Below are 21101 nucleotides of genomic sequence, written 5' to 3' on the forward strand. Positions count from 1 at the left end.
GGGGCCGCGGTGATCCCCCGTGGGGGGGCGGCCCCGGGGGGGGGGGGGCCGGGGGGGGGGGGGGGCCCCCCCCCCCCCACGCCCCTCACCCGTACGGGACGACACGCTCGGGTCAGGCCCGCGCGCCCAGCACCCGGACCGGGAGCCCCCGCATCGCGCCGCGCAGCGCCTCCGCGAGCTCCTCGAACTCGGCGTGCCGGGCCGCGCCGGTGCGCATCGCGAGGGCGATCCGCCGCGAGGGGGCCGGTTCGGCGAACCGCCCGGTCCACAGGGCCGTGTTGCGGGCGGTCTCCACGGTCACGGCGGTGCGCGGCAGCAGGGTCACCCCGAGCCCGCCGGCGACCAGCTGGACCAGGGTGGCGAGCCCGGCGGCGGTGGTGGTGACCTCGGCGCCGTCGGTCCGCCCGGCCTCCCGGCAGATGTCGAGGGCCTGGTCGCGCAGGCAGTGCCCCTCGTCGAGGAGCAGCAGGCGCAGCTCCTTGAGCGCCTCGCGCGGGATGGCGTCCCGTCCGGCCAGCTGGTGGCCCTCCGGGGTGACCAGGACGAAGTCCTCGTCGAAGAGCGGAAGTTCGGTGACCCCGGGCACGCCCAGCGGCACGGCGAGCAGCAGCAGGTCGAGCCGCCCGGCGGTGAGCCCCTCCAGGAGCGAGGAGGTCTGCTCCTCGTGGACCTGGAGGTCGAGCTCGGGGTAACGCCGGTGGACCAGCCGCAGGACGGTGGGCAGCAGATAGGGCGCCACGGTGGGGATCACGCCGAGCCGCAGGACGCCGGTGAAGGGCGCCTGGACGGCCTCCGCCTCCTCCATGAGCTCCGCCACCGCGTCGAGGACGGTGCGGGCGCGGGCCGCGAGCCGCTCCCCCGCGGGCGAGAGCAGTACCTTCCGCGTCGTACGCTCGAGGAGCTGGACACCGAGTGCCTCTTCGAGCGTCGAAACCGCGCCCGAAAGAGCGGGCTGGCTCATGCCGATGGCGGCCGCCGCGTCGCGGAAGTGCAGATGCTCAGCGACCGCCACGAAGGCCCTGAGCTGGGAGAGGCTGGGCTGCTTGCCGCGGTGCGGGGTGTGCGGGGTGCTGTACGGGGATGCCACTGATAACCACCTTCGATCAACACGACCCACTCTAGCTATTTCACTGATCAATGCACTCCGTGCCATGCTGTGAGCCGTCCAACCCCCACGGAAGACCCCAAAAGGGACCCTTCCCGTCTGCGAGGAGAGCGCGTGCTCACTGTCGGTGACAAGTTCCCCACCTACGACCTGACCGCCTGCGTGTCGCTGGAGAGCGGCAAGGAGTTCGAGCAGATCGACCACAAGGCCTACGAGGGCAAGTGGCGCGTGGTGTTCTTCTGGCCGAAGGACTTCACCTTCGTCTGCCCGACCGAGATCGCGGCGTTCGGCAAGCTGAACGACGAGTTCGCCGACCGTGACGCCCAGATCCTCGGCGTCTCCGGCGACTCGGAGTTCGTCCACCACGCCTGGCGCAAGGACCACGCCGACCTGCGTGACCTGCCCTTCCCGATGCTGGCCGACTCGAAGCACGAGCTCATGAGCGACTGCGGCGTCCGCGGCGAGGACGGCTTCGCCCAGCGCGCCGTCTTCATCGTCGACCCGAACAACGAGATCCAGTTCACGATGGTGACCGCCGGCTCCGTCGGCCGTAACCCCAAGGAGGTCCTGCGGGTCCTCGACGCCCTCCAGACCGACGAGCTGTGCCCCTGCAACTGGAACAAGGGCGAGGGCACCCTCGACGCGGCCGCCCTCCTCTCCGGCGAGTAAGGGCGATCCGACATGGCTCTCGACGAACTGAAGTCCGCCATACCGGACTTCGCCAAGGACCTGAAGCTGAACCTCGGTTCGGTCATCGGCAACAGTGACCTCCCGCAGCAGCAGCTGTGGGGCACCGTCCTCGCCTGCGCGATCGCCTCGCGCTCGCCGAAGGTGCTCCGCGAGCTGGAGCCCGAGGCCCAGGCGAACCTGAAGCCCGAGGCGTACCAGGCCGCCAAGTCCGCCGCCGCGATCATGGCGATGAACAACGTCTTCTACCGGACCCGGCACCTGCTGTCGGACCCCGAGTACGGGACGCTGCGCGCCGGTCTGCGGATGAACGTCATCGGCAACCCGGGCGTCGAGAAGGTCGACTTCGAGCTGTGGTCGCTGGCCGTCTCCGCGATCAACGGCTGCGGCCAGTGCCTGGACTCGCACGAGCAGGTCCTGCGCCAGGCCGGTGTCGACCGCGCCACGATCCAGGAGGCCGTCAAGATCGCCGCGGTGATCCAGGCGGTGGGCGTCACCCTCGACGCGGAAGCGGTCCTCGCCGAGTAGTCGGGCGCGACCGTACGAGAAGGGCCCCGGGGCGTCGCGCCCCGGGGCCCTTCCGTCCGTTCCGGAGCGCTTCCATGAGGAGGCCCTTCCGTCCCTTCCGGAGCGCCTCCATGAGGAGGCCCTTCCGTCACTTCCGGAGCGCCTCCATGAGGGCCAGCAGGTCCTGCGTCATGGGGACGTCGATCCCGGAGAGGTCGACGGCCTTCCCCTCGCCGAGCGGCTTCCCCTGCTCGTCGGTGCTGTACTGCCGGTAGATCTGGAGCTCGAACTCGGCCTGGCCGTCGAGGACCCGGATCTCCCCGCCGTCGCCGCCCCGGTCGCTGAAGAAAGCCTGCTCCCCGAGCCCGCCGATCGGCGTCGCGAGGTCGTAGTACTTCGCCCGCGCCGGGAACTCGGGCCCGGGGTCGGTCACCTTGTGCAGGGTGTACGAGAGCTGGGCGCTGTACCCGGCGTCCGGGTCGCCGAACGCCATCGAGCAGGACGTCTCGTACACGGTGGGATCGTCCATCTCGGGCCCGACGCCGTCCTCGGAGCGCTTGCCCAGGATCCCGCCGAGCGCCTTCAGCCCGGCCTTCTCGCAGAGCTTCACCCCCGTCGGGTATCCGCCGAGGTCCGGGCCCGGGTCCTTCCGCTGCCCGTACGCGTAGAGCCCGCCGCCCCACACCGCCGAGGCGAGGACCGCGCCGCCGAGCGCCCAGACCCAGGGGCGGCGGGCCCGGGGCGGGCGCGGCGGCGGGGCGTCGCTGAGCACCTCGGAGGCGTCGAACGCCTCGCCGCCCACGAGTTCCGGCTCGGATATCACGCCTTCGGCCCGTCGGCGCCGCCCGGAGCCGGGACCGGCGCCACGGCGAAGGCGGTCGCCCCGTGGGGCTCCGGGCTGCTGCGGAGGGCCTGTTCGGTGCTGTAGGCGCGCAGGTAGCCGACCGCCGTGTTGGCGACGGCGACCAGCGGGACGGCGACGACGGCGCCGCCGATTCCCGCGGTCAGGCCGCCGGCCGCGACCGCGAGGACGACGGCGAGCGGGTGGACGCGGACCGCCCGGCCGAGGATGAAGGGCTGGAGGACGTGGCCCTCGATCTGCTGCACGGCGAGGACCACGACGAGCACCATCAGCGCGGTGAACAGGCCGTTGGTCACGAGGGCGACGACGACGGCGAGGGCGCCGGAGATCACCGCGCCGACCAGCGGGATGAAGGCGAAGAGGAAGATGAAGACGGCCAGCGGCACCGCCATCGGCACGTCGAGGAACCAGAGCCCGAGGCCGATGAAGACGGCGTCGATGAGGGCGACGAGAACCGTGCCGCGCACATAGGCGGTGAGGGTGCGCCAGGCGCGCGGGCCGGCGCCGGCGACTCCGGGCCGGGCCTGGGCGGGCACCAGCTTGAGCGTCCACTCCCAGACCTTCTTCCCGTCGTAGAGCAGGAAGAGCGTCGAGAACATGGCGAGCAGGATGCCCGTCATCGCCTCGACGACGACGGTGACGCCCTGGAGTCCGACCTGGGTGATCTGTTCGGCGTTGGCGCCGACGGAGTCGCTGAGGTTCTTCGCGATGCCGTTGATCTGCTGCTCGGTCACGTGGAAGGGGCTGTTGAGGAGCCCTCGCTTGAGCTCTTCGATGCCGTTCTTGACCTGGTCGGACAGGTTGTCGATGTTGTCCATGACCTGCCAGACCACGAACCAGCCGACCAGCCCCATGATGACGAAGCCGGAGACGGCGGTGACGGCGGTGGCGAGCCCGCGGGGCAGGCCCTTGCGGCGCAGCATGGCCACGGTGGGCTGGAGCAGGGCGGTGACGAGGAGCGCGGCGACGAAGGCGAGGACGACCAGCTGCACGGAGCTGATGACCTTCATCAGGACCCAGACCGTGCCGGCGAGGACGAGGAGCCGCCAGCTCGCCTCGGCCGCCACGCGCATGCCCCAGGGGATGGCGGCGACGGGGTCGGGACGGGCGGCGACCGCCGGCGCGTACGACGGGGGCGCGGGCACCTGGCCCGGCTCGCCGGGGGCGCCGTCCGCCCCGGCGGCGTCGGGCAGCGGCGCGGCGGTGTCGGGATCGGTGTCGGCCCGCGCGTGGGCGGACGCGGGCATGGACTCGTACGGAAGGTCTCGGCTGTACGGCGGACCGAGCGGGTCCTCCCGCTCGGCCTCCGCCCGACGCTCGTCGAGGCGCTGACCCACGCGGCTCAGGCTCGCGCCCAGCCGTCCCAACCACCCTGGCACTCTGGACATCTTTTCCCTCTTCCCCCCGCTCCCCTGCTCATTCCTCGTCGCGAACCTACACGCAAGAGCCCCCCACCGTAGGACGGTGAGGGGCTCCCGGAGGTTGAGCGCGGTACTAGTACCAGCGGTTGGCCTGCCAGAACGACCAGGCGCCGCACGGGCTGCCGTAGCGGCCGTCCATGTAGCTGAGGCCCCACTTGATCTGGGTGGCCGGGTTCGTCTGCCAGTCCGCGCCGGCCGAGGCCATCTTGGAGCCCGGGAGGGCCTGGACCAGGCCGTAGGCGCCCGAAGACGGGTTGGAGGCGCGGTAGTTCCAGCCGGACTCGTGGTCCACGATGTTGCTGAAGCACTGGAACTGGTCGGAGGCCATCATCTGCCGGGCCATCGACTTGATCTCGGAGACGCTGTAGGAGCCCTGCGCGGCGAAGGACGTCGCGTCGCGGGCGGCCGAGCGGCTCGCGCGCTCCTCGGCCTCCTTGCGCTCCTTCTCGGCCTTCGCGGCCTTCTCCTCGGCGGCGGCCTTGTCGGCCGCCTCCTTCTTCGCCTCGGCGTCCTTGGCGGCACGGAGGCGGGCCGTCTCCTCGGCGGACTTCTTCGCCGCCGAGTCGGCGGCGGCGGCCTGGACGTCGGCCTGCTCCGAGAGGGACGAGACCTGTACCTGGGCCTGCTCGCCCGCGGGAATGTCCGCGAGCAGCGTGGTGTCGGCCGCGGTGGCTTCGAAGTTGTCGTCCGAGGCCTGGGCGGCGTTGCCCGAGGCAACACCCACGACAGCGCCGACGGTGGTGACCGCAGTGGCCGAAGCCACCGCGAATCCCCGGACCGAGATCCGGCTCACACGGTTTCCTTCCAGCACGCCCGCACAGGTGACCACGCGAGCGAAATCTTGCCCCTGGCACTGGTCTCCGACGTACGGGGTCACAGAAGACACGGGCCCGTGGTGCTGTGGGCGGCATACGGTCGACGGCTGTGGAGTTGTGCGGTGCTGTGCGCACCCCTGAGGGTGCACGTGTGCCGTATGCGGGGCCTGACGGAAGCAAGACTCTGCCGGACGGCGATGCCGCAAGGCAATTCCGTGTTGCGTGTGAAAGCTCACACCTCTTTGGACGCAGGTGTTTTGACGGATCCGTGGGACAGCAGGGCGCCGCCCGGCTAAGCTCCTGCGCTTTGCCGGGCGGCGCCAACTTCCCTACCCGTACGGACGGGTACGAATCGGTCAGATCTGGCCGTCCTCCAGCATCTCCGTCACGAGCGCGGCGATCGGCGAGCGCTCGGAACGGGTGAGCGTGACGTGGGCGAAGAGCGGATGCCCCTTCAGCTTCTCGACCACGGCGACGACTCCGTCGTACCGGCCGACCCGGAGGTTGTCGCGCTGGGCGACGTCATGGGTCAGGACCACCCGCGAATTCGCCCCGATCCGGGACAGAACGGTCAGGAGGACGTTCCGCTCCAGGGACTGGGCCTCGTCCACGATGACGAAGGCGTCGTGGAGCGAGCGGCCGCGGATGTGGGTGAGCGGCAGGACCTCCAGCATCCCGCGCCCGAGCACCTCCTCGATGACCTCGCGGCTCGCGACCGAGGACAGCGTGTCGAAGACGGCCTGGGCCCACGGGCTCATCTTCTCGGACTCGCTGCCCGGCAGGTAGCCGAGCTCCTGGCCGCCGACCGCGTACAGCGGGCGGAAGACCATCACCTTCTGGTGCTGTCGGCGCTCCAGGACCGCCTCCAGGCCCGCGCACAGCGCGAGCGCGGACTTGCCGGTGCCGGCCCGGCCGCCCATGGAGATGATGCCGACGTCCGGGTCGAGGAGCAGGTCCAGCGCGATCCGCTGCTCGGCGCTGCGGCCGTGCAGCCCGAAGGCCTCCCGGTCGCCCCTGACCAGGCGCACGTTCCCGTCGGGCGTGACGCGGCCGAGCGCCTTGCCGCGCTCGGACTGGAGCACCAGGCCCGTGTGGACCGGGAGCTCGGCGGCCTCGGGGACGTACAGCGTGTTCTGCTCGAAGAGCAGGTCCACCTGCTCGCCGGAGAGCGCCAGCTCGGACATCCCGGTCCAGCCGTTGGCGTCCGTGATGGCGAGCTCGGCGCGGTACTCCTCGGCGAGCAGCCCCACCGAGGAGGCCTTGATGCGCAGCGGCAGGTCCTTGGAGACGACCGTGACGTCGTACCCCTCGGCCTGGAGGTTGCGCGCGACCGCGAGGATCCGTGAGTCGTTGTCCCCCAACCTGTAGCCGGCGGGCAGGATGCCGGGGTCGGAATGGTTGAGTTCGACACGCAGGGTGCCGCCCAGCTCCCCGACGGGGAGGGGGGCGTCGAGGCGTCCGTACCGGACCCGGAAGTCGTCGAGCAGGCGCAGGGCCTGCCGGGCGAAGTAGCCGAGCTCGGGATGGTGCCGCTTGGCCTCCAGCTCCGTCACGACGACGATCGGGAGCACCACCTCGTGCTCCTCGAAGCGCGCGACGGCGTTGGGGTCGGCCAGCAGGACGCTGGTGTCGAGAACATAGGTGCGCCGGTCGGAAAGGCGGCGCTTCGTGCTGGTCACCACGGAAGGACAGACCCCCTCGGAAGACCCCTGTGAGGTCGGGGTGCGACGGAACCGGTGTCGCTGCGGAATGGGACCGGGCTCAGGCCGCGATGCGCGGGCCGAACCACGGCCCTCCGCTTCTCCCGTACGTGTCCCGCACGGTCGTCCTGGTGCAAGGGGCCTCCCGGGTGGCGGTCTCCGTGCCGCTCACTTCACCAGGGATATGCCCTCGAACAGCCACAGCCATGCCATGGCATATGACGACGTGTTCATGAACATGAGGTGATCGGTTCCGACCGGGAATGTCCGGAGGGGTGTCCGCGGACGGTCAGGAGCCGTAGCGCCGGTGCCGGGCCGCGTAGTCGCGCAGCGCCCGCAGGAAGTCGACCTTCCGGAAGGCCGGCCAGTGGACCTCGCAGAAGTAGTACTCCGAGTGGGCGCTCTGCCACAGCATGAACCCGGACAGCCGCTGCTCGCCGCTGGTCCGGATCACCAGGTCCGGGTCGGGCTGGCCGCGCGTGTAGAGGTGCTCCGAGATGTGCTCGACGTCGACGATCTCGGCGAGCTCCTCGAAGCTGGTCCCGCGCTCCGCGTGCTCCAGGAGCAGCGAGCGGACCGCGTCCGCGATCTCCTGCCGGCCGCCGTAGCCGACCGCGACGTTCACGAGTATTCCCGCGTTGCCGTGGGTGGCCTGCTCGGCCTCCTTCAGCACCGTCTGGGTGCGGGCGGGCAGCAGGTCCATCGTGCCGACGTGGTGGACCCGCCAGCGGCCGTCGGCGGCCAGCGAACGCACCGCGTTCTCGATGATGCCGAGCAGCGGGACGAGCTGCTCCTCGGGGCGGTTCAGGTTGTCCGTGGAGAGCATCCAGAGGGTGACGACCTCGACGTCCGTCTCGGCGCACCAGCCGAGCAGCTCCTGGATCTTGTCCGCGCCGGCCTTGTGTCCCTGCTCGGGGGTCCCGCCGGACGCCTTGGCCCAGCGGCGGTTGCCGTCCAGGATGACCCCGATGTGCTTGGGCACCTGGGTGTGGTCGAGGCGGCCTTCCACCCGGCGTGCGTAGAGCCCGTACACCAGGTCGCGCAGGTTCACTGTTCTTTGCCCCTCCATGCAGTGTCGGCCCCCGAAGCCGCCCACACTACTGCGCGCGGGCGACGGGCTCCCAGCCCGGGACTGTCACAAGTCCGTGATAAGCAGAGATACGTGACTGATTCCCCCCTGTACCGCGCCTCCGCGGACCGCTACGACGCCATGGAGTACCGCCGCAGCGGCCGCAGCGGCCTCAAGCTCCCGGCCGTCTCGCTCGGCCTCTGGCACAACTTCGGCGACGACAAGGCCCTCGGCACCCAGCGCGCGATCCTGCGCCGCGCCTTCGACCTCGGCGTCACCCACTTCGACCTGGCGAACAACTACGGGCCGCCGCCCGGCTCCGCCGAGCTGAACTTCGGCAAGCTCTTCGCCCAGGACTTCGCGCCCTACCGCGACGAGCTGATCATCTCGACCAAGGCCGGTTACGAGATGTACCCCGGCCCGTACGGCGAATGGGGCTCCCGCAAGTACCTGCTGTCCTCGCTCGACGCCTCCCTGAACCGGATGGGCCTCGACCACGTCGACATCTTCTACTCGCACCGCTTCGACCCGCACACCCCGCTGGAGGAGACGATGGGGGCCCTGGCCTCCGCCGTCCAGCAGGGCAAGGCGCTGTACGTCGGCGTCTCCTCGTACAACAGCGAGCAGACCGCCGAGGCCGCGCGGATCCTCACGGAGATGGGCGTCCGTCCGCTCATCCACCAGCCCTCGTACTCCATGATCAACCGGTGGACCGAGGAGGACGCCCTCCTGGACACCCTGGAGGCGGCCGGCATGGGCTGCATCTCCTTCGTCCCGCTCGCGCAGGGGCTGCTCACCAACAAGTACCTGAAGGGCATCCCGGAGGGCTCGCGGGCCACCCAGGGCAAGTCCCTGGACCCGAACCTGCTCTCCGACGAGGTGCTGCGGCGTCTGCGCGGTCTCGCGGACATCGCCGAGCGGCGCGGGCAGTCCCTCGCCCAGCTGGCGCTGTCGTGGGTGCTGCGGGACGAGCGGATGACCTCGGCGCTGATCGGCGCGTCCAGCGTCGCCCAGCTGGAGGAGAACGTGGCCGCGCTCGCGGGCGCGCCGCTCACGGACGAGGAGCTCAAGGAGATCGACTCGTTCGCGGTGGACACCGCCGGCACGAACATCTGGGCCGGCCGGGGCTGACGGTCCCCCGCGAGGCTCCGGAGAACCCGCGGGGCTCTCGAGAACCCGGCCGGGCTCCGGAGAAGAAAAAACGGGCCGGTCCGTGGGGGGGATACGGACCGGCCCGAGGGGGGGTTTCCACCATAACCCTTCGTTAGTCGTCCCGCGCGCCACGCGCGCCGAACGAACCGCGCCGAACGCGGCGGATCCCAAGCGGCACAAGGGATCCGAGGCCCCGTGGCGGGTTTGCGCCCCGGCGTGGCGGCGGGGTTCCGTCCCTCCCACGGGGGACCGTCCGGCCGGGGCGCGGCGTTGACGCGTGGGCCCGCGCGGACCGGCTCCCCGGCAGGTGGGCCCGCCGGAGCGGCGGCGCGGCAGCGCGATCCCGTACCGCCGCGCCAGGGTCTCGTCACCGTACGTGCGCGTCGCGGGCGCCGACTCGGTCCGCTGCCGCTCCGGAGGGTCGGGCGGGCCCTCAGGCCGGGGCGGTGAACGCGCCGAGGAGGAGGCCGAGCAGGAGGCCGCCGAGCATGAAGGGGCCGAAGGGGATCGCCGAGGAGCGGTCGGCCCGGCGCAGCAGGACGAGCCCCAGTCCGTAGACCGCGCCGAGGAGGAAGCCCGCGAAGGCCCCGGCGAAGAGCACGCCCCAGCCGTACCAGCCGAGCGCGGCGCCCAGCGGGACGGCCAGCTTCACGTCGCCGAGACCGAGCTGGCTCGGGCTGATCGCGTGGAGCACCAGGTACGCGCCGCCGAGGACGAGCCCGCCGAGCAGCGCGTGGGACCAGGATCCGGCGCGGTACGGGAGGAGCTCGGCGACGCCGAGGAGCAGCGGGACGGCGGCGGCCAGCGGCAGGGTCAGACCGTCGGGAAGCCGGTGCACGCGCGCGTCGACCGTGGCGAGCAGCACGGCGAAGGGCGCGCCGAGCAGCCAGACCGCGAGCTCGGGCCGGGGGCCACCGGTGGCGGTGGCGAGCGCGGCGCAGGCCAGGGCGGTGAGCACGGGCGCGACGAGGGGGCTCGCGGTGGTCGCGCAGTCCTGCCGCCCGGGGCCGCCGAGCCAGCCCCGCGCGGGCCCGTCGAGGACGTGCCCGGCGGGGCACCGGTCCCGCCACGGCTCCTCCGGCTCGACCGAGAACCGGTACGCGGCCCGGGGCACGAGCAGCCCGACGGCGGCCCCCCACAGGGCGGCGGCGGCGATCAGCGTGACGTACACGGACGAGACCTTAGGCTTCCGTGCCGCTACGGTCTGCCGCATGGGGAAATGGACGGACGGCCCGGGGACGTTGACGGTGGCCGCGCGGGAGGTCCCGCTGGAGGTGGCGGCCTCCTACCGGGCCCGGCGCAGGGGGCTCCTCGGCCGGGACGGGATCACCGGGGCGCTGCTGATCGTCCGCACGAACAGCGTCCACACCTTCGGCATGCGGTTCCCGATCGACGTGGCCCACCTGGACGGCTCGTTCACCGTCCGGTCCGTGGTCACGATGCGCCCGGGACGGCTCGGCATGATCCGGCCGCGCGGCCGGCACGTCCTGGAGGCGGAGGCGGGCGCCATGGCGGCGTGGGGCCTGGAGCCGGGCGTACGCGTGCGCGTGGACCTCACGGGGGCCCCGGACCGAGCAGGGTGAACGCCCCGTACGCGGCGGAGGCGAGGGCCAGACCGGCGAGGACCGGCACGGCCGTACGGGTCCGCACGCGCGCGAGGGCCACGGCCGGCGGGAGCAGCAGCCCGAACGCGGGCATCATCAGACGCGGCCGGGAGCCGAAGTACGCGGCGCCCACGAGCGACACGAACACCACCCCGACCGTGTACACGAGCAGCGGCAGCGGCTGGCGCTGCCGCACGCACAGCGCGACCAGCCCGCCGAGCAGCGCGAGCGCCGCGCACAGGCCGAGGGCGGCGGGCCACGGCAGGCCCGCGATGAACCGCGCCAGGGCGACGCCGCCGTCGATGGAGTTGCCCCAGGCCGCCTGGACCTGGAAGTACGCGGTCGGGGCGCCCTCGCGTACCCCGACGTAGGCGATGTACGCGAGCCAGCCCAGCGGGGCGATCAGCACCCCGGCCACCGTCCGCGCGGGCAGCCGACGGTCCCGTACGAGGGCGACGAGGGCGGTGACGCCGAGGGCGGCGATCAGCGCGGCGGCCGTCGGCCGGGTCAGCCCGGCGGCCGCGCACAGGGCGCCGGCCAGGATCCAGCGCCCGCGCAGCACCGCGTACAGCGACCAGGCGGCGAGCGCGGTGAACAGCGTCTCGGTGTACGCCATCGACTGGACGAACGCCGTCGGGTACACGCCCCACAGGACGGCGAGGAGCACGCCCGCGCGTGGCCCCGCGACATGGCTGCCGCAGCGGTGGATCCCCCACGCGGCCGCCAGCCCCGCGGTCCAGGAGACGAGGAGCCCGGCGGTGGCGGCGTCGACGGGGAGGACCGCCGAGAGGCCGCGCTCCAGGGCCGGGAGGAGCGGGAAGAAGGCGAGGTCGGAGTGGACGTCGCCGTTCGGCAGGGTGACCTGGTACCCGTACCCGTGCTCGGCGACGCGGACGTACCAGACGGAGTCCCAGCGCCCCTTGAGCCGGTGCAGGCCGTCCTCGCCGGTCGCGGCGGCGGCGACGGCGAGGACGACGAGGCCGATGACGCGGGTGGCGGCGTAGCCGCCGAGGGCGGCGAGGAGCGCGCGGTCGGGCCGGCGGGCGGACGGGGGAAGGGGCGGGGACATGCCCCCGATTATCCCGGGGCGCCCGCCGCCTCAGCCGAGGGGCCTTATGCGGACGAACTTCGCGGCCATCACGGGACCGAGCTGCTCCACGATCGCGTGCCCGGGCTCCTGCGGCGAGGGCAGGTCGCCCAGGAAGGAGGTGACGATGACCTCGTCGATGCCGAGGACGCCCCGGGCGCTCTGCTCCTCCAGGAAGGCGAGGGTGCTGCGCCAGTCGGGCACGCCGGGCGCCTCGCCGAGGAAGGACCGGACGGTGTCCTGGACGACGTCCCAGAAGAAGACGTGCGGCAGGACGCCGCCCTGATGGAAGACATGGGTCTCGTACACGCCCCGGAACTCGGGGATGCGGGTGACGAGATCACTGACCAACTGGACGCTGGAAGTGAGGTTCGGGCTCGCCGTCATCGGTCCAGAATGCTCCCGTCCGGAGCGTGCGTCCCGCCGGATTTACGCTTTCCTGGCGACGTCTTTCGGCTGGTTTTCCACAGGGGGTGCGAAGTGTCCCTCTTCCGTGGATCGTTGGGCGTATGTACGAGTTGGCGATCCTCGCCAGGGGCGGGGTCCTCCTGACGGTCTGGGCGGTCGCGGCGGGCTGGCCGCCGGGCCGGCTGGCCGGTCGGCTGCGCCGGGACGGCTGGCAGCGGATCTGCCGGGGAGCCTGGGCGGCCCCGGGGCGGGAGGTGGACTGGCGGCTGAGGGCGACGGCCCTCCAGTTCCTGCGCCCGGAGCTGGTGTGCAGCCACGGGACGGCGGCGCGGCTGCACCGCATCGAGGTACTGGGCGGCGAGGCGGCGGAGGACCGGCTCGACTTCACGGGGCCGCCCGCGGCCGGGTCGGCACGCGGCCGGGGCCTGCGGATCCGCACCACCAGGTTCCTCACGGACGGGGACCGGTCGCTCAGACGGGGCCTGCGCACCACGACCCCGGCCCGTACCGTCGGCGACCTGATACGGGCCTCCGCGACCCGGGAGGAGGCGGTCGTCGTCGCGGACTCGGCCCTGGCGCGCCGGGTGGTCGGGGGCGTGCGCCGGGAGGCCCTCGTCCGGCGCGAGGAGCTCGCCGCGGAGCTCGCCGCGCCCCGCCGGGGTGCGGCCCGGGCCCGCGCCTGGCTGCGGCTCGCCGAACCGGCTTCGGGCTCCCCGGCGGAGACGGTGGCCCGGCTGAGGATGGGGGACGCGGGTCTGGCCCCGGAGTGCCAGCCGACGCTCCGCACGGCGGAGGGCCGGCCGCTGCGCCCGGACTTCCTCTTCCGGAGGGCGGGCCTGGCGGTCGAGGTCGAGGGCTACGCCTTCCACGGCACCCGCCGCGCCCACGAACGGGACGTCGCCCGCTTCAACGCGCTCCAGTCCTGCCCGGAGGTCCGCCGGGTGCTGCGCTTCACGGCACGGGAGGTGTTCCACCACCCGGACCGCATGACGGCGACGATCCGGGCGGTGCTGGGCCTTTAGGGGGTGCGGGGTCGCGTCGGTCAGGCGGGGGGTGCGGAGGTCCGGGGGAAGGAGATCTCGACGCGCCGGTTCTTCTTCCGTCCCTCCTCGGTGCGGTTGTCGGCGATCGGGTAGTCCTCGCTGTAGCCGCGGATGTCGAAGGTCGTCCCGGGGTCGAGCGCGCGGGCGAGGACCTGCTGCACGGCGACGGCCCGCTCCTTCGACAGCTTGAGGCCGTGCTCGTACGTCCCCAGGTTGTCGGTGAACCCGAAGACCCGCACCCGGCCGGAGCCCATCTTCTGGATCTCGGCGGCGATGGCGGCGATGCGGGAGGTGGCGGCGGGGGTCAGCTTGGCGCTGTTCTTGGGGAACAGCACCTCGGCCTGGAGCGCGAACGTCACGTCGACGTTGGTGTCCTGCCGCCGCTCCTGCCCGCCCTCGTCCTCGACGATCTGCTTGATGTCGAGGACCTTGGCGGGGGCGAGGGTGGCGCCGTCGGGCAGCATGAGGCCGGGCGCCTCGGGGTCGATGACGGGAGCGGGCGAGGAGGTCCCGGCGGACCCGGGCGGATCGTCGGCGTAGGCGGCGGACACGGCGCCGGGCCAGAACACGACGGAGACGAGAGCGAGGGCGGCGAGGCGGCGGTGAGTGGTCGTCGTCATGGCGTCGCCTCAGGAGAGCTTGAGGGTGGCGGGTTCGAAGGTGGGGAGCTGGAAGGAGACTTCGGTGGTGGAGGCGGGGGGGGCGGGGAATTGGAGGAAGACGGCAGTGGACTTGCCGGGTCCGAGACTGTCGAGCGAGGAAGTGGTCAACGGCCGCCCGTCCGTGTCCCTGAGCACGTAGTACCGCTTCTTGCCGACCGAGTCGACGAGGGTCGCGCCACCGAGGGAGTTGCCGTGCTTGACGACTTCGGTCTCGTCGCCGCTCATCTGGGCCGGAATGATCCCAGGCGTCTCGGACGTATTCTTCAACCGCCCCTTGATGGTGAGGAACCCGCCCCGATCGCGGTCCGCTGTGTTGATGGTGAGCTCCAAGCCCTTCTGCCCCTTGAGGACCGCCAAGGTCTCGGTGGGCTCCTCGGCCTCTTGAGAGCCTTGGACGGTGGGTGATCCCTGCTGAGAAGCCGCACCCGTCGACGCCGGCTTGTTGTCACTGGGCTTCTCGTCAGCGCCGCACCCGGCCGCGAAGAGCGCCACGGATGTGATCGCGACGGCGACCGCCCCTGTGCGGACCTTCTTTGCGTAGCGCGCGTTCATGAAGCGTGCTTCCTTTGCTCGTCGCGGGTCAGTCCGACAGTCGGACTCTGAAGAGATCTGCGGCGCTGGGGAGGATCGGACTGTCAGGCTCGATCACCCACGGCTCGCCGTCGCACGTGAGGCCGACCAAGGGGCCCTCCTCGTCCGGCTTGTCGCCGTCGCCGCCGGGGCTGGGCGTCGGGGTCGGCGATGTCGAACTCGGAGGAGACGTGGGCGGATCGGGAGAGGGTTCCGGTTCCGCGTAACTACAAAGCGGCTCGATCACGGCTTCGGCGGATGCCGTGGCCTGCCGCGGCTCACCGCCTGTCGTCATCACCGTCACGCGGAAGCCGGGCTCACCCGTGGCGAGCGACACACATCCGCCGCCCGAGAACCGCGCCTCGTTCCGGGACGCGAACTCCGCGGCCCGTCCGCACGCCTGGCCCTCGGAGTAGGACCTGCCCTTGAGGAACCCGTCCCACTGGTCCGGATCGAGAATCACGGCGAGCCACCCGTCACGCAGCTGATCCCGGGCGTCCTGAGCCGCAGCGAGGGCCGCCGCGTCCGCGGCGGTCTGCGCGCCATTGCGCGTCAAGGCCGCCTGCCCCACCAAGAAGTAGGCGAAGGCCAGAAACAGAAGCCCAGCGATGACTGCGATGTAGACGGGAAACGCCTGCCCCGCGTCGTCGCGTCGACCTACTCGCCGCCACCGCCGGTGAGTTCGCTGATCTTCTGAGCGATCGCATTCTTGATCGACTGGCCGATGTCCGTACCGGTGATCGCGATCACGATCGCCACCACCACCACGATGATCCCCAGATACTCCACCGCCGTCTGACCCCGGTCCCTCGTGCGGCGGTCCGTCCAAGCGGCAAGCTGCATGCGTGCCTTGGTCAGGGTCTTCAGCATCGCGTCGTTCATCGTGGTCCCCTCCGCGTTCGAACGCCTGCGCTGGGGCACCGTACGCCGACGGGCGGGTCGGCGGGCAGGGCCCGGTCGGCGGGTGGGTCCGATGAAGCGTCCGGTCCATCACGTCCACCCCCCTCACACTCTGTCCGCACTGTGGCACATCGGGTTGCGCCCGCGAAGTCCTTTCCCCGGAATATGTCACCGCATCCCGTCAGTCGGTCACTCCCCCGTCACCGACCCGAAGTCCGTCCCCGTCCCCAGGAACAGCCCCGCGCCCAGAAGGATCATCGTCGCCGGGACCATCAGCGTCGTGATCACCATCGTCGCCTTCGGCACCGCCTTCGCGGCCTTGCGCCGGGCGTTCTGCGCGTCCGTGCGCCGCATGTCGTTGGCGATCTGGATCAGCGTGTCCACGATCGGCGCCCCCAGCTCCTCCCCCTGCTGGAGCGCCGTCACGAACTGGGCCACCTGCTCCGAGTCGTTGCGGCGGCGCAGTTCGTCGAAGGCCTTCCGGCGGCTCACGCCCATGTCCATCTGCCGCAGGGTGATGCGGAGTTCGTCCGACCAGGGGCCCTCGTACTTCTCGGCCACCCGTTCCAGTGCCTGCCGGAAGCCCAGGCCCGCGCTGACCACCACCGCCAGGACGTCCAGGAAGTCCGGCAGGGTGCGTTCGATCTGGTCCTTGCGGATGCGGACCGCCGACCAGATCCCGACCTCCGTCCAGAACGCCCCGAAGGCCAGCAGCAGCAGCGCCGTCACGTACGAGCCCTTGCTCAGCATCACCAGCCCGCCGAGCCCGCCCAGGAAGCCGTAGACCGCCCGCCTCGCCCCATACCGGTCGATCGTCAGGCCGCCGGGGTTGCCCGCCAGGTCGATGCGGCGCCGGACCGCGTTCACCCGCTTCGGGCCCATCAGGCGCAGCACCGCCGGCGACCACCGCATCCCCAGCCGGTCGACCGCCGAGTCGACGGCTCCGGTGCGGGTGCCGCCGACCTCCAGCGCGAGTCTGAGGTCGTCGGGGAGCTTGGCGTCGGCCCGGTAGAGCCGCAGGCCGTACGCGAAGCCCGCGACGGCGAGGCCTGCCAGGAGGGACAGGAGGAGGTCCACGGCGGCGTCCCCTACACGTCGATCTTCGAGAAGCGGCGGATGGCGGCGAAGCCGACCACGTACAGCGCGAACGCCGCGACGACCGCGGCCCGCCCGATGCCGGAGGCGGTCATGCGGTCGAGCGCGCCGGGCTGCATGTTGTCGATGAGCAGCAGCGAGCCGACGCCGATGACCGGCACGGAGTACGCGGTCATGCTCACCTGCGAGAGCTGGGTGCGGACCTCCCGCCGGGTCTCCTTGCGCTCCTCCAGGGTCTCCGTGAGGTTGCGCAGGGACGAGACGACGGTGCCGCCGGCCCGGTTCGCGAGGACGAGGGTGGTGACGAGGACGACCAGTTCGCGGGAGGGGAGGCGCTCGGCCAGCTCGCCCAGCGCGTCGTCCAGGGAGGTGCCCACGGCCAGTTGCTGCGCCACCTTCTCCAGTTCGTCCCCGGCCGGCGCCTCCATCTCGTCGGCGGCCAGGCTGAGGGCCATGCGCAGGGCGAGTCCGGCCTGGGTGGCGTTGGCCAGGATCCGGGAGAGCTCCGGCAGCTGGTTGATGAACCGCTCGATGCGCTTCTGCCGCTGCCAGTTGAGGTAGCCCATCGCGACCCAGATCCCGAGCAGGCCGCAGAGCGGGCCGAAGAACGGGGACAGCGCCGCCTGGCCCACGATCCAGAGGACCGCCACCGTCGCCGCGAGCGCCATCGTGAACTCGCCGGGCGTGACGTCGAGTCCGGTCGCCGCGATCCGCAGCTCCAGCTTCCGCCCGAGGGCGGTCTTCCGTACGCGCCGGTCGACGCCCCGGAAGCGTCGTCTGCGGCGGCCGGTGGCGGTCTCGGGCGCGCCGCTCTCGTCGAGGCGGGCGACGAGGGCCGCGTGGCGGCGGGCGCCGCTCGCGTACAGCTGGACGCCGACGACGCCCAGGACGCAGGCGAGCAGCGCCACGCCGGTCGTCAGCCAGAAGGGGTCCGTCGTCATCGTCCCGCCTCGGGTCGCCGGTTCGGGTCGTCGTCGGTCATCGCCGCTCCCCCGGGCGCCAGGTGGGGTCCTCGGCCGGCTCTCCGTCGCCCGGCCGCCAGGTGGGGTCCTCGGTCATCACTGCGCCTCTCGGGTGGCCAGATGGGCGTCCGTCACGGCCACGCCGAAGGCCTGCGGGATGGGCTGCCCCGCCAGGTACAGGCGCTCGGCGACGCGCCGGGGCAGGGGGTGGTAGGTGAACCGTCCGTACACCCGCCCGTCCGCCGCGAGCGGTTCGGCCTGGAAGCGGCAGACCGTGGCCAGCAGGAAGCGTTCCCTGCCGTGCGAGGCGAGGACGGAGATCTCGGTGACGCGGCGGGTGCCGTCCGGGTGGCGGGTCAGCTGGACGAGGACGTCGACCGCGCTGTTGATCTGGTCGCGGAGCGCCTCGAACGGCACCTTCACCTCGGACATCGACGCGAGGGTCTGGAGGCGCATCAGGGCGTCCTCGGCGGAGTTCGCGTGGACGGTGGCGAGCGAGCCGTCGTGGCCGGTGGACATGGCCTGGAGCATGTCGAGCGTCTCTCCGCCGCGGACCTCGCCGACGATGATGCGGTCGGGGCGCATGCGCAGGGAGTTGCGGACGAGGTCCCGGATGGAGATCGCCCCGCGGCCCTCGATGTTCGGCGGGCGGGCCTCCAGGCGGATGACGTGGGACTGCTGGAGCTGGAGTTCGGCCGAGTCCTCGATGGTGATGATCCGCTCGCCGTCCGGGACCAGGCCGGAGAGGGCGTTGAGGAGGGTGGTCTTCCCGGTGCCGGTGGCGCCGGAGACGATCAGGTTGAACTTGGCCTGCACGAGCCCGGAGAGCAGGAGCAGCATCTGCTCGTCGAGGGAGCCGAGGCCGACCATCTCGTGGAGCGTGTAGGCGCGGGGGAAGCGGCGGATGGTGAGGGTCGCGCCGGTGAGCGAGAGCGGCGGGATGATGACGTTGACGCGCTCGCCGGAGGGGAGCCGGGCGTCGACCATCGGGTTCGACTCGTCGACGCGCCGGTTGACGGTGGAGACGATGCGCTCGATGGTCTGCATGAGCTGCTCGTGGGAGGCGAAGCGGAGCGGGAGGAGTTCGACCCGGCCGCCGCGCTCGATGAAGATCTGGTCGGGGCCGTTGACCATGATCTCGGTGATGGAGGCGTCTTCGAGGAGCGGTTCGAGGACGCCGAGGCCGAGGGCCTCGTCGACGACGCGCCGGATGAGCTGGGCGCGTTCGGCGGTGGAGAGGACCGGGCCCTCGCGGCTGATGATGTGCCCGAGGACGCGCTCCAGACGGGCCCGGCGCTCGGCGGCCGCGAGCCCGGACATCTCGGTGAGGTCGATCTCCTCCAGGAGCTTGGCCCGGAAGGCGGCGACGAGGTGCCCGTCCTCCCGGGCGGCGGCGGCACCGCCCTCCTCGGGGGCGTTGATCCGGGCGCGCAGGCTCACGGCAGGTCCTCCTCGGGCGACTCGGGCAGCGGCATGGTGGCGGTCTTCCGTACGGTCCCGAAGTCGTCCACGAAGGGCATGACGGACGGGATGGTGACGATGGCGGTGACGGTCACTTCGCCTCCGCCGGCGTGGGGTTCGATCTGAGTGCGGTCGGCGATCCAGCCGCTCACCGCCGCCTTGCCGGCCGCCGTCGCGGTGGGCCCGTCCTCCGCGTCGCTGCTCGCCGCCCGCGCGGCCGCGCGCGCCGCCGTGCCCGCCTGCTGGGCCGCGTACGCGGCGACGCCGAGCTGGAGGCCCGCGAGCCCGACGAGCAGCAGGATCGGCAGGAAGCCGAGGTACTCGATGGCGGCCTGGCCGCGGTCGCGGGTCCTCCCGCGCGGCTGTTCGCTCATGGTGCGGGGACCTCCGAGATCGCGCCCGCCTCGCCCTCCACCCGGAAGAGGCCTCCCACGCCCGGGACCAGTGCGGGGACCTGGAGGCTGACGACCGCGGTCACCATCCCGCCGCCCGTCGGGCAGCTCACCCGGGCGCCGTCCAGCCAGGCCCCGTCCAGGTGCCGCTTCGCCGCATCCCCGCAGTCGTCGCCGACGGCACCGGCGCGCGCCGCCTCGTCCGCCGCGTTCCCCGCCAGGGTGTACGTGTAGCCGACCAGGACGACCTGCCACAGCAGGGCCAGGGTGAGCAGGATCAGCGGCACCATGCCGAGGAACTCCACCGCCACCTGCCCCCTGTCGTCGTCCCGGTGCGCGCGCACGGTCAGCGGCCTCCGGTGCGGCGGCGCAGGCCCAGGGAGCCGCGGTCGCCCGCGCGGGCGAGTTCCTTGCCGGGCTGTCCGGCCCCCTGGACGAGGCCCAGTTCGCCGGCGAGGCCCCACAGGGCCTGCTTGACGGTGGACCGGGCGTCGAGCTCGTGGAGGCGGCCGGCGTCGACGACGGCCTGGAGCTCCTTGGAGTGGTCCGGGACCGCGATGCCCGCCGTCCGGGTGCCGGTGATCTTCTGGACGAGCGGCGGCTGGATCTCGGTGGAGCGGTGGAGGCGGTTGACGAGGGTGACGGTCTCCTCGGCCTTGCGGACCTGGAGCCGCTCCCACATCCGTACGGTCCGCTTGGCGGCGCGGACGGCGACCACGTCCGGGGTGGTGACGAGGAGGGCGGTGTCGGCCCTCTCGATCGCGGCGGCGTTCGCGCTGTCGAGGCGGGAGCCGCAGTCGACGACGACGACCTCGTGGCGGCCGCGCAGGGCGCTGACGACCTGGCGGGCGGCGCGGTCGGTGACCTCCTCGCCGCGCTCGCCCTCGGCCGGGGCGAGGAGCAGCGAGAGGCCGGTCTCGTGGACGTAGACGGCGTCCTGGAGGACGCGGGGCGAGATGTCGGCGATGGTGGCGAGGTCGGCGACGGAGCGGCGGAACTGGACGTCGAGGTAGGAGGCGATGTCGCCGCTCTGGAGGTCCATGTCGACGAGGGCGACGCTGCGTCCGGAGGCCTGGGCGGCGAGGGCGAGGTGGACGGCGGTGACGGTGGTGCCGACGCCGCCCTTGGCGCCGCTGACGGTGACGACGGTGCCGCCGGGTCCGGTGGCGCGCTCGGCGCCGCCGCCGAGGTGGCGGCGGACGCCCAGGGACCACTGGGCGGCGGCCTGGACGCGGCTGGCGAGCTCCTCGTAGCCGAGGGGCAGGGTGACGAGGCCGCGGGCGCCGGAGTCCATGGCGGCGGAGAAGAGGACGGGGCTGGCGTCGGCGGTGATGAGGACGACGCCGACGGCGGGGAAGCGGAGGGCGACCTCGCGGACGAGTTCGAGCGCGGGGACGGGTCCGATCCGCTCGTGGACGAGGACGACCTCGGGGAGTTCGTCGAGGGAGGCGGCGGCGAGGCGGGCGAGGGTGTCGACGAGCTGGGTGGAGTCGGCGACCGGTGGGGCGGGTTCGGCGTCGGGGAGCTGGCTGAGCAGCGTGCTGACGGACCGGGCCGCGTCGGGGTCGCCGACGGCCGGCAGGATCCTGGTGGTCATAC

At 72.4% G+C, this 21101-nt stretch carries 24 protein-coding genes; 5 read left to right on the plus strand and 19 right to left on the minus strand.

The features are described 5' to 3' along the window. Positions 1–112: 112 nt before the first annotated feature. Positions 113–1087, minus strand: a complete 975-nt coding sequence (locus tag ACFYXU_RS03055; RefSeq protein ID WP_376512667.1) for a LysR substrate-binding domain-containing protein — start codon at positions 1085–1087, stop codon at positions 113–115. A 132-nt stretch (positions 1088–1219) separates the two neighbouring features. On the opposite strand from ACFYXU_RS03055, the gene ACFYXU_RS03060 reads away from it, so the two are divergent. Together ACFYXU_RS03060 and ACFYXU_RS03065 are read left to right on the plus strand one after the other, a co-directional pair. Then, complete coding sequence (locus ACFYXU_RS03060) at positions 1220–1774, plus strand: peroxiredoxin (protein WP_024758658.1); 555 nt, start codon at positions 1220–1222, stop codon at positions 1772–1774. Positions 1775–1786: 12 nt separating this feature from the next. Next, on the plus strand, positions 1787–2320 hold the full coding sequence (locus ACFYXU_RS03065; RefSeq protein ID WP_361396014.1) for an alkyl hydroperoxide reductase: 534 nt from the start codon (positions 1787–1789) through the stop codon (positions 2318–2320). Positions 2321–2447: 127 nt separating this feature from the next. Here ACFYXU_RS03065 and ACFYXU_RS03070 read toward each other — a convergent pair whose 3' ends face one another. The 5 genes from ACFYXU_RS03070 to ACFYXU_RS03090 all read right to left on the minus strand — a co-directional run bounded on the left by ACFYXU_RS03070 (position 2448) and on the right by ACFYXU_RS03090 (position 8148). Further along, positions 2448–3122 carry a hypothetical protein gene (locus ACFYXU_RS03070; protein ID WP_389456314.1) on the minus strand — a complete coding sequence of 225 codons (675 nt, stop codon included), beginning with the start codon at positions 3120–3122 and terminating at the stop codon, positions 2448–2450. After that, complete coding sequence (locus ACFYXU_RS03075; RefSeq protein ID WP_389456316.1) at positions 3119–4549, minus strand: AI-2E family transporter; 1431 nt, start codon at positions 4547–4549, stop codon at positions 3119–3121. The genes ACFYXU_RS03070 and ACFYXU_RS03075 overlap by 4 nt, the downstream gene beginning before the upstream one ends. Before the next feature lie 106 nt (positions 4550–4655). Further along, on the minus strand, positions 4656–5375 hold the full coding sequence (locus ACFYXU_RS03080; protein WP_329854087.1) for a lytic transglycosylase domain-containing protein: 720 nt from the start codon (positions 5373–5375) through the stop codon (positions 4656–4658). 378 nt (positions 5376–5753) lie between these two features. Continuing rightward, complete coding sequence (locus ACFYXU_RS03085; RefSeq protein ID WP_361396022.1) at positions 5754–7079, minus strand: PhoH family protein; 1326 nt, start codon at positions 7077–7079, stop codon at positions 5754–5756. A 307-nt stretch (positions 7080–7386) separates the two neighbouring features. After that, on the minus strand, positions 7387–8148 hold the full coding sequence (locus ACFYXU_RS03090) for an isoprenyl transferase (protein WP_329854090.1): 762 nt from the start codon (positions 8146–8148) through the stop codon (positions 7387–7389). A gap of 111 nt (positions 8149–8259) precedes the next feature. Between ACFYXU_RS03090 and mgrA the strand changes: the two genes are divergently transcribed. Further along, positions 8260–9297, plus strand: a complete 1038-nt coding sequence (mgrA, locus tag ACFYXU_RS03095) for an L-glyceraldehyde 3-phosphate reductase (RefSeq protein ID WP_389456318.1) — start codon at positions 8260–8262, stop codon at positions 9295–9297. A gap of 454 nt (positions 9298–9751) precedes the next feature. Here mgrA and ACFYXU_RS03100 read toward each other — a convergent pair whose 3' ends face one another. Continuing rightward, positions 9752–10489, minus strand: a complete 738-nt coding sequence (locus ACFYXU_RS03100) for a prepilin peptidase (protein WP_376513487.1) — start codon at positions 10487–10489, stop codon at positions 9752–9754. A gap of 40 nt (positions 10490–10529) precedes the next feature. On the opposite strand from ACFYXU_RS03100, the gene ACFYXU_RS03105 reads away from it, so the two are divergent. Then, positions 10530–10901 carry a DUF192 domain-containing protein gene (locus ACFYXU_RS03105; protein ID WP_389407368.1) on the plus strand — a complete coding sequence of 124 codons (372 nt, stop codon included), beginning with the start codon at positions 10530–10532 and terminating at the stop codon, positions 10899–10901. Here the strand turns inward: ACFYXU_RS03105 and ACFYXU_RS03110 are convergent. Together ACFYXU_RS03110 and ACFYXU_RS03115 are read right to left on the minus strand one after the other, a co-directional pair. Next, positions 10873–11991, minus strand: a complete 1119-nt coding sequence (locus ACFYXU_RS03110; protein WP_389407369.1) for a hypothetical protein — start codon at positions 11989–11991, stop codon at positions 10873–10875. The genes ACFYXU_RS03105 and ACFYXU_RS03110 overlap by 29 nt on opposite strands. Positions 11992–12021: 30 nt before the next feature. Continuing rightward, a complete protein-coding gene (locus tag ACFYXU_RS03115) occupies positions 12022–12396 on the minus strand; it encodes a hypothetical protein (RefSeq protein WP_329854096.1) in 375 nt (124 codons plus the stop codon). A gap of 122 nt (positions 12397–12518) precedes the next feature. On the opposite strand from ACFYXU_RS03115, the gene ACFYXU_RS03120 reads away from it, so the two are divergent. Then, positions 12519–13439: a hypothetical protein gene (locus ACFYXU_RS03120; protein WP_389456320.1), complete on the plus strand. Its 921-nt coding sequence runs from the start codon at positions 12519–12521 to the stop codon at positions 13437–13439. Between the two features lie 20 nt (positions 13440–13459). Here ACFYXU_RS03120 and ACFYXU_RS03125 read toward each other — a convergent pair whose 3' ends face one another. The 10 genes from ACFYXU_RS03125 to ACFYXU_RS03170 form a co-directional block, all read right to left on the minus strand. Next, complete coding sequence (locus tag ACFYXU_RS03125) at positions 13460–14080, minus strand: OmpA family protein (RefSeq protein WP_376513494.1); 621 nt, start codon at positions 14078–14080, stop codon at positions 13460–13462. 9 nt (positions 14081–14089) lie between these two features. After that, positions 14090–14674, minus strand: a complete 585-nt coding sequence (locus ACFYXU_RS03130) for a hypothetical protein (protein WP_389456322.1) — start codon at positions 14672–14674, stop codon at positions 14090–14092. A 28-nt stretch (positions 14675–14702) separates the two neighbouring features. Beyond that, positions 14703–15311: a pilus assembly protein TadG-related protein gene (locus ACFYXU_RS03135; RefSeq protein ID WP_389456731.1), complete on the minus strand. Its 609-nt coding sequence runs from the start codon at positions 15309–15311 to the stop codon at positions 14703–14705. Positions 15312–15349: 38 nt separating this feature from the next. Further along, positions 15350–15574, minus strand: coding sequence for a Flp family type IVb pilin (locus tag ACFYXU_RS03140; protein WP_361396046.1), 225 nt, complete (start codon positions 15572–15574; stop codon positions 15350–15352). 207 nt (positions 15575–15781) lie between these two features. Beyond that, positions 15782–16669 carry a DUF5936 domain-containing protein gene (locus ACFYXU_RS03145; protein ID WP_329854101.1) on the minus strand — a complete coding sequence of 296 codons (888 nt, stop codon included), beginning with the start codon at positions 16667–16669 and terminating at the stop codon, positions 15782–15784. An 11-nt stretch (positions 16670–16680) separates the two neighbouring features. Further along, the gene (locus tag ACFYXU_RS03150; protein ID WP_376513498.1) at positions 16681–17628 is read right to left on the minus strand and encodes a type II secretion system F family protein; all 948 of its coding nucleotides are present in this window, start codon (positions 17626–17628) and stop codon (positions 16681–16683) included. 117 nt (positions 17629–17745) lie between these two features. Then, positions 17746–19089 carry a CpaF family protein gene (locus ACFYXU_RS03155; RefSeq protein ID WP_389456324.1) on the minus strand — a complete coding sequence of 448 codons (1344 nt, stop codon included), beginning with the start codon at positions 19087–19089 and terminating at the stop codon, positions 17746–17748. Next, positions 19086–19484, minus strand: coding sequence for a TadE/TadG family type IV pilus assembly protein (locus ACFYXU_RS03160; RefSeq protein WP_389456326.1), 399 nt, complete (start codon positions 19482–19484; stop codon positions 19086–19088). Before ACFYXU_RS03160 ends, ACFYXU_RS03155 begins: the two co-directional genes overlap by 4 nt. Continuing rightward, entirely contained in the window at positions 19481–19846 is a 366-nt protein-coding gene (locus ACFYXU_RS03165) for a TadE/TadG family type IV pilus assembly protein (protein WP_389407374.1), read from the minus strand. The genes ACFYXU_RS03160 and ACFYXU_RS03165 overlap by 4 nt, the downstream gene beginning before the upstream one ends. 2 nt (positions 19847–19848) lie before the next feature. Continuing rightward, positions 19849–21099: a CpaE family protein gene (locus ACFYXU_RS03170; protein ID WP_389407375.1), complete on the minus strand. Its 1251-nt coding sequence runs from the start codon at positions 21097–21099 to the stop codon at positions 19849–19851. Positions 21100–21101: the final 2 nt, after the last annotated feature.

The sequence above is a fragment of the Streptomyces sp. NPDC002232 genome (assembly GCF_042890295.1).
Classification (GTDB): domain Bacteria; phylum Actinomycetota; class Actinomycetes; order Streptomycetales; family Streptomycetaceae; genus Streptomyces.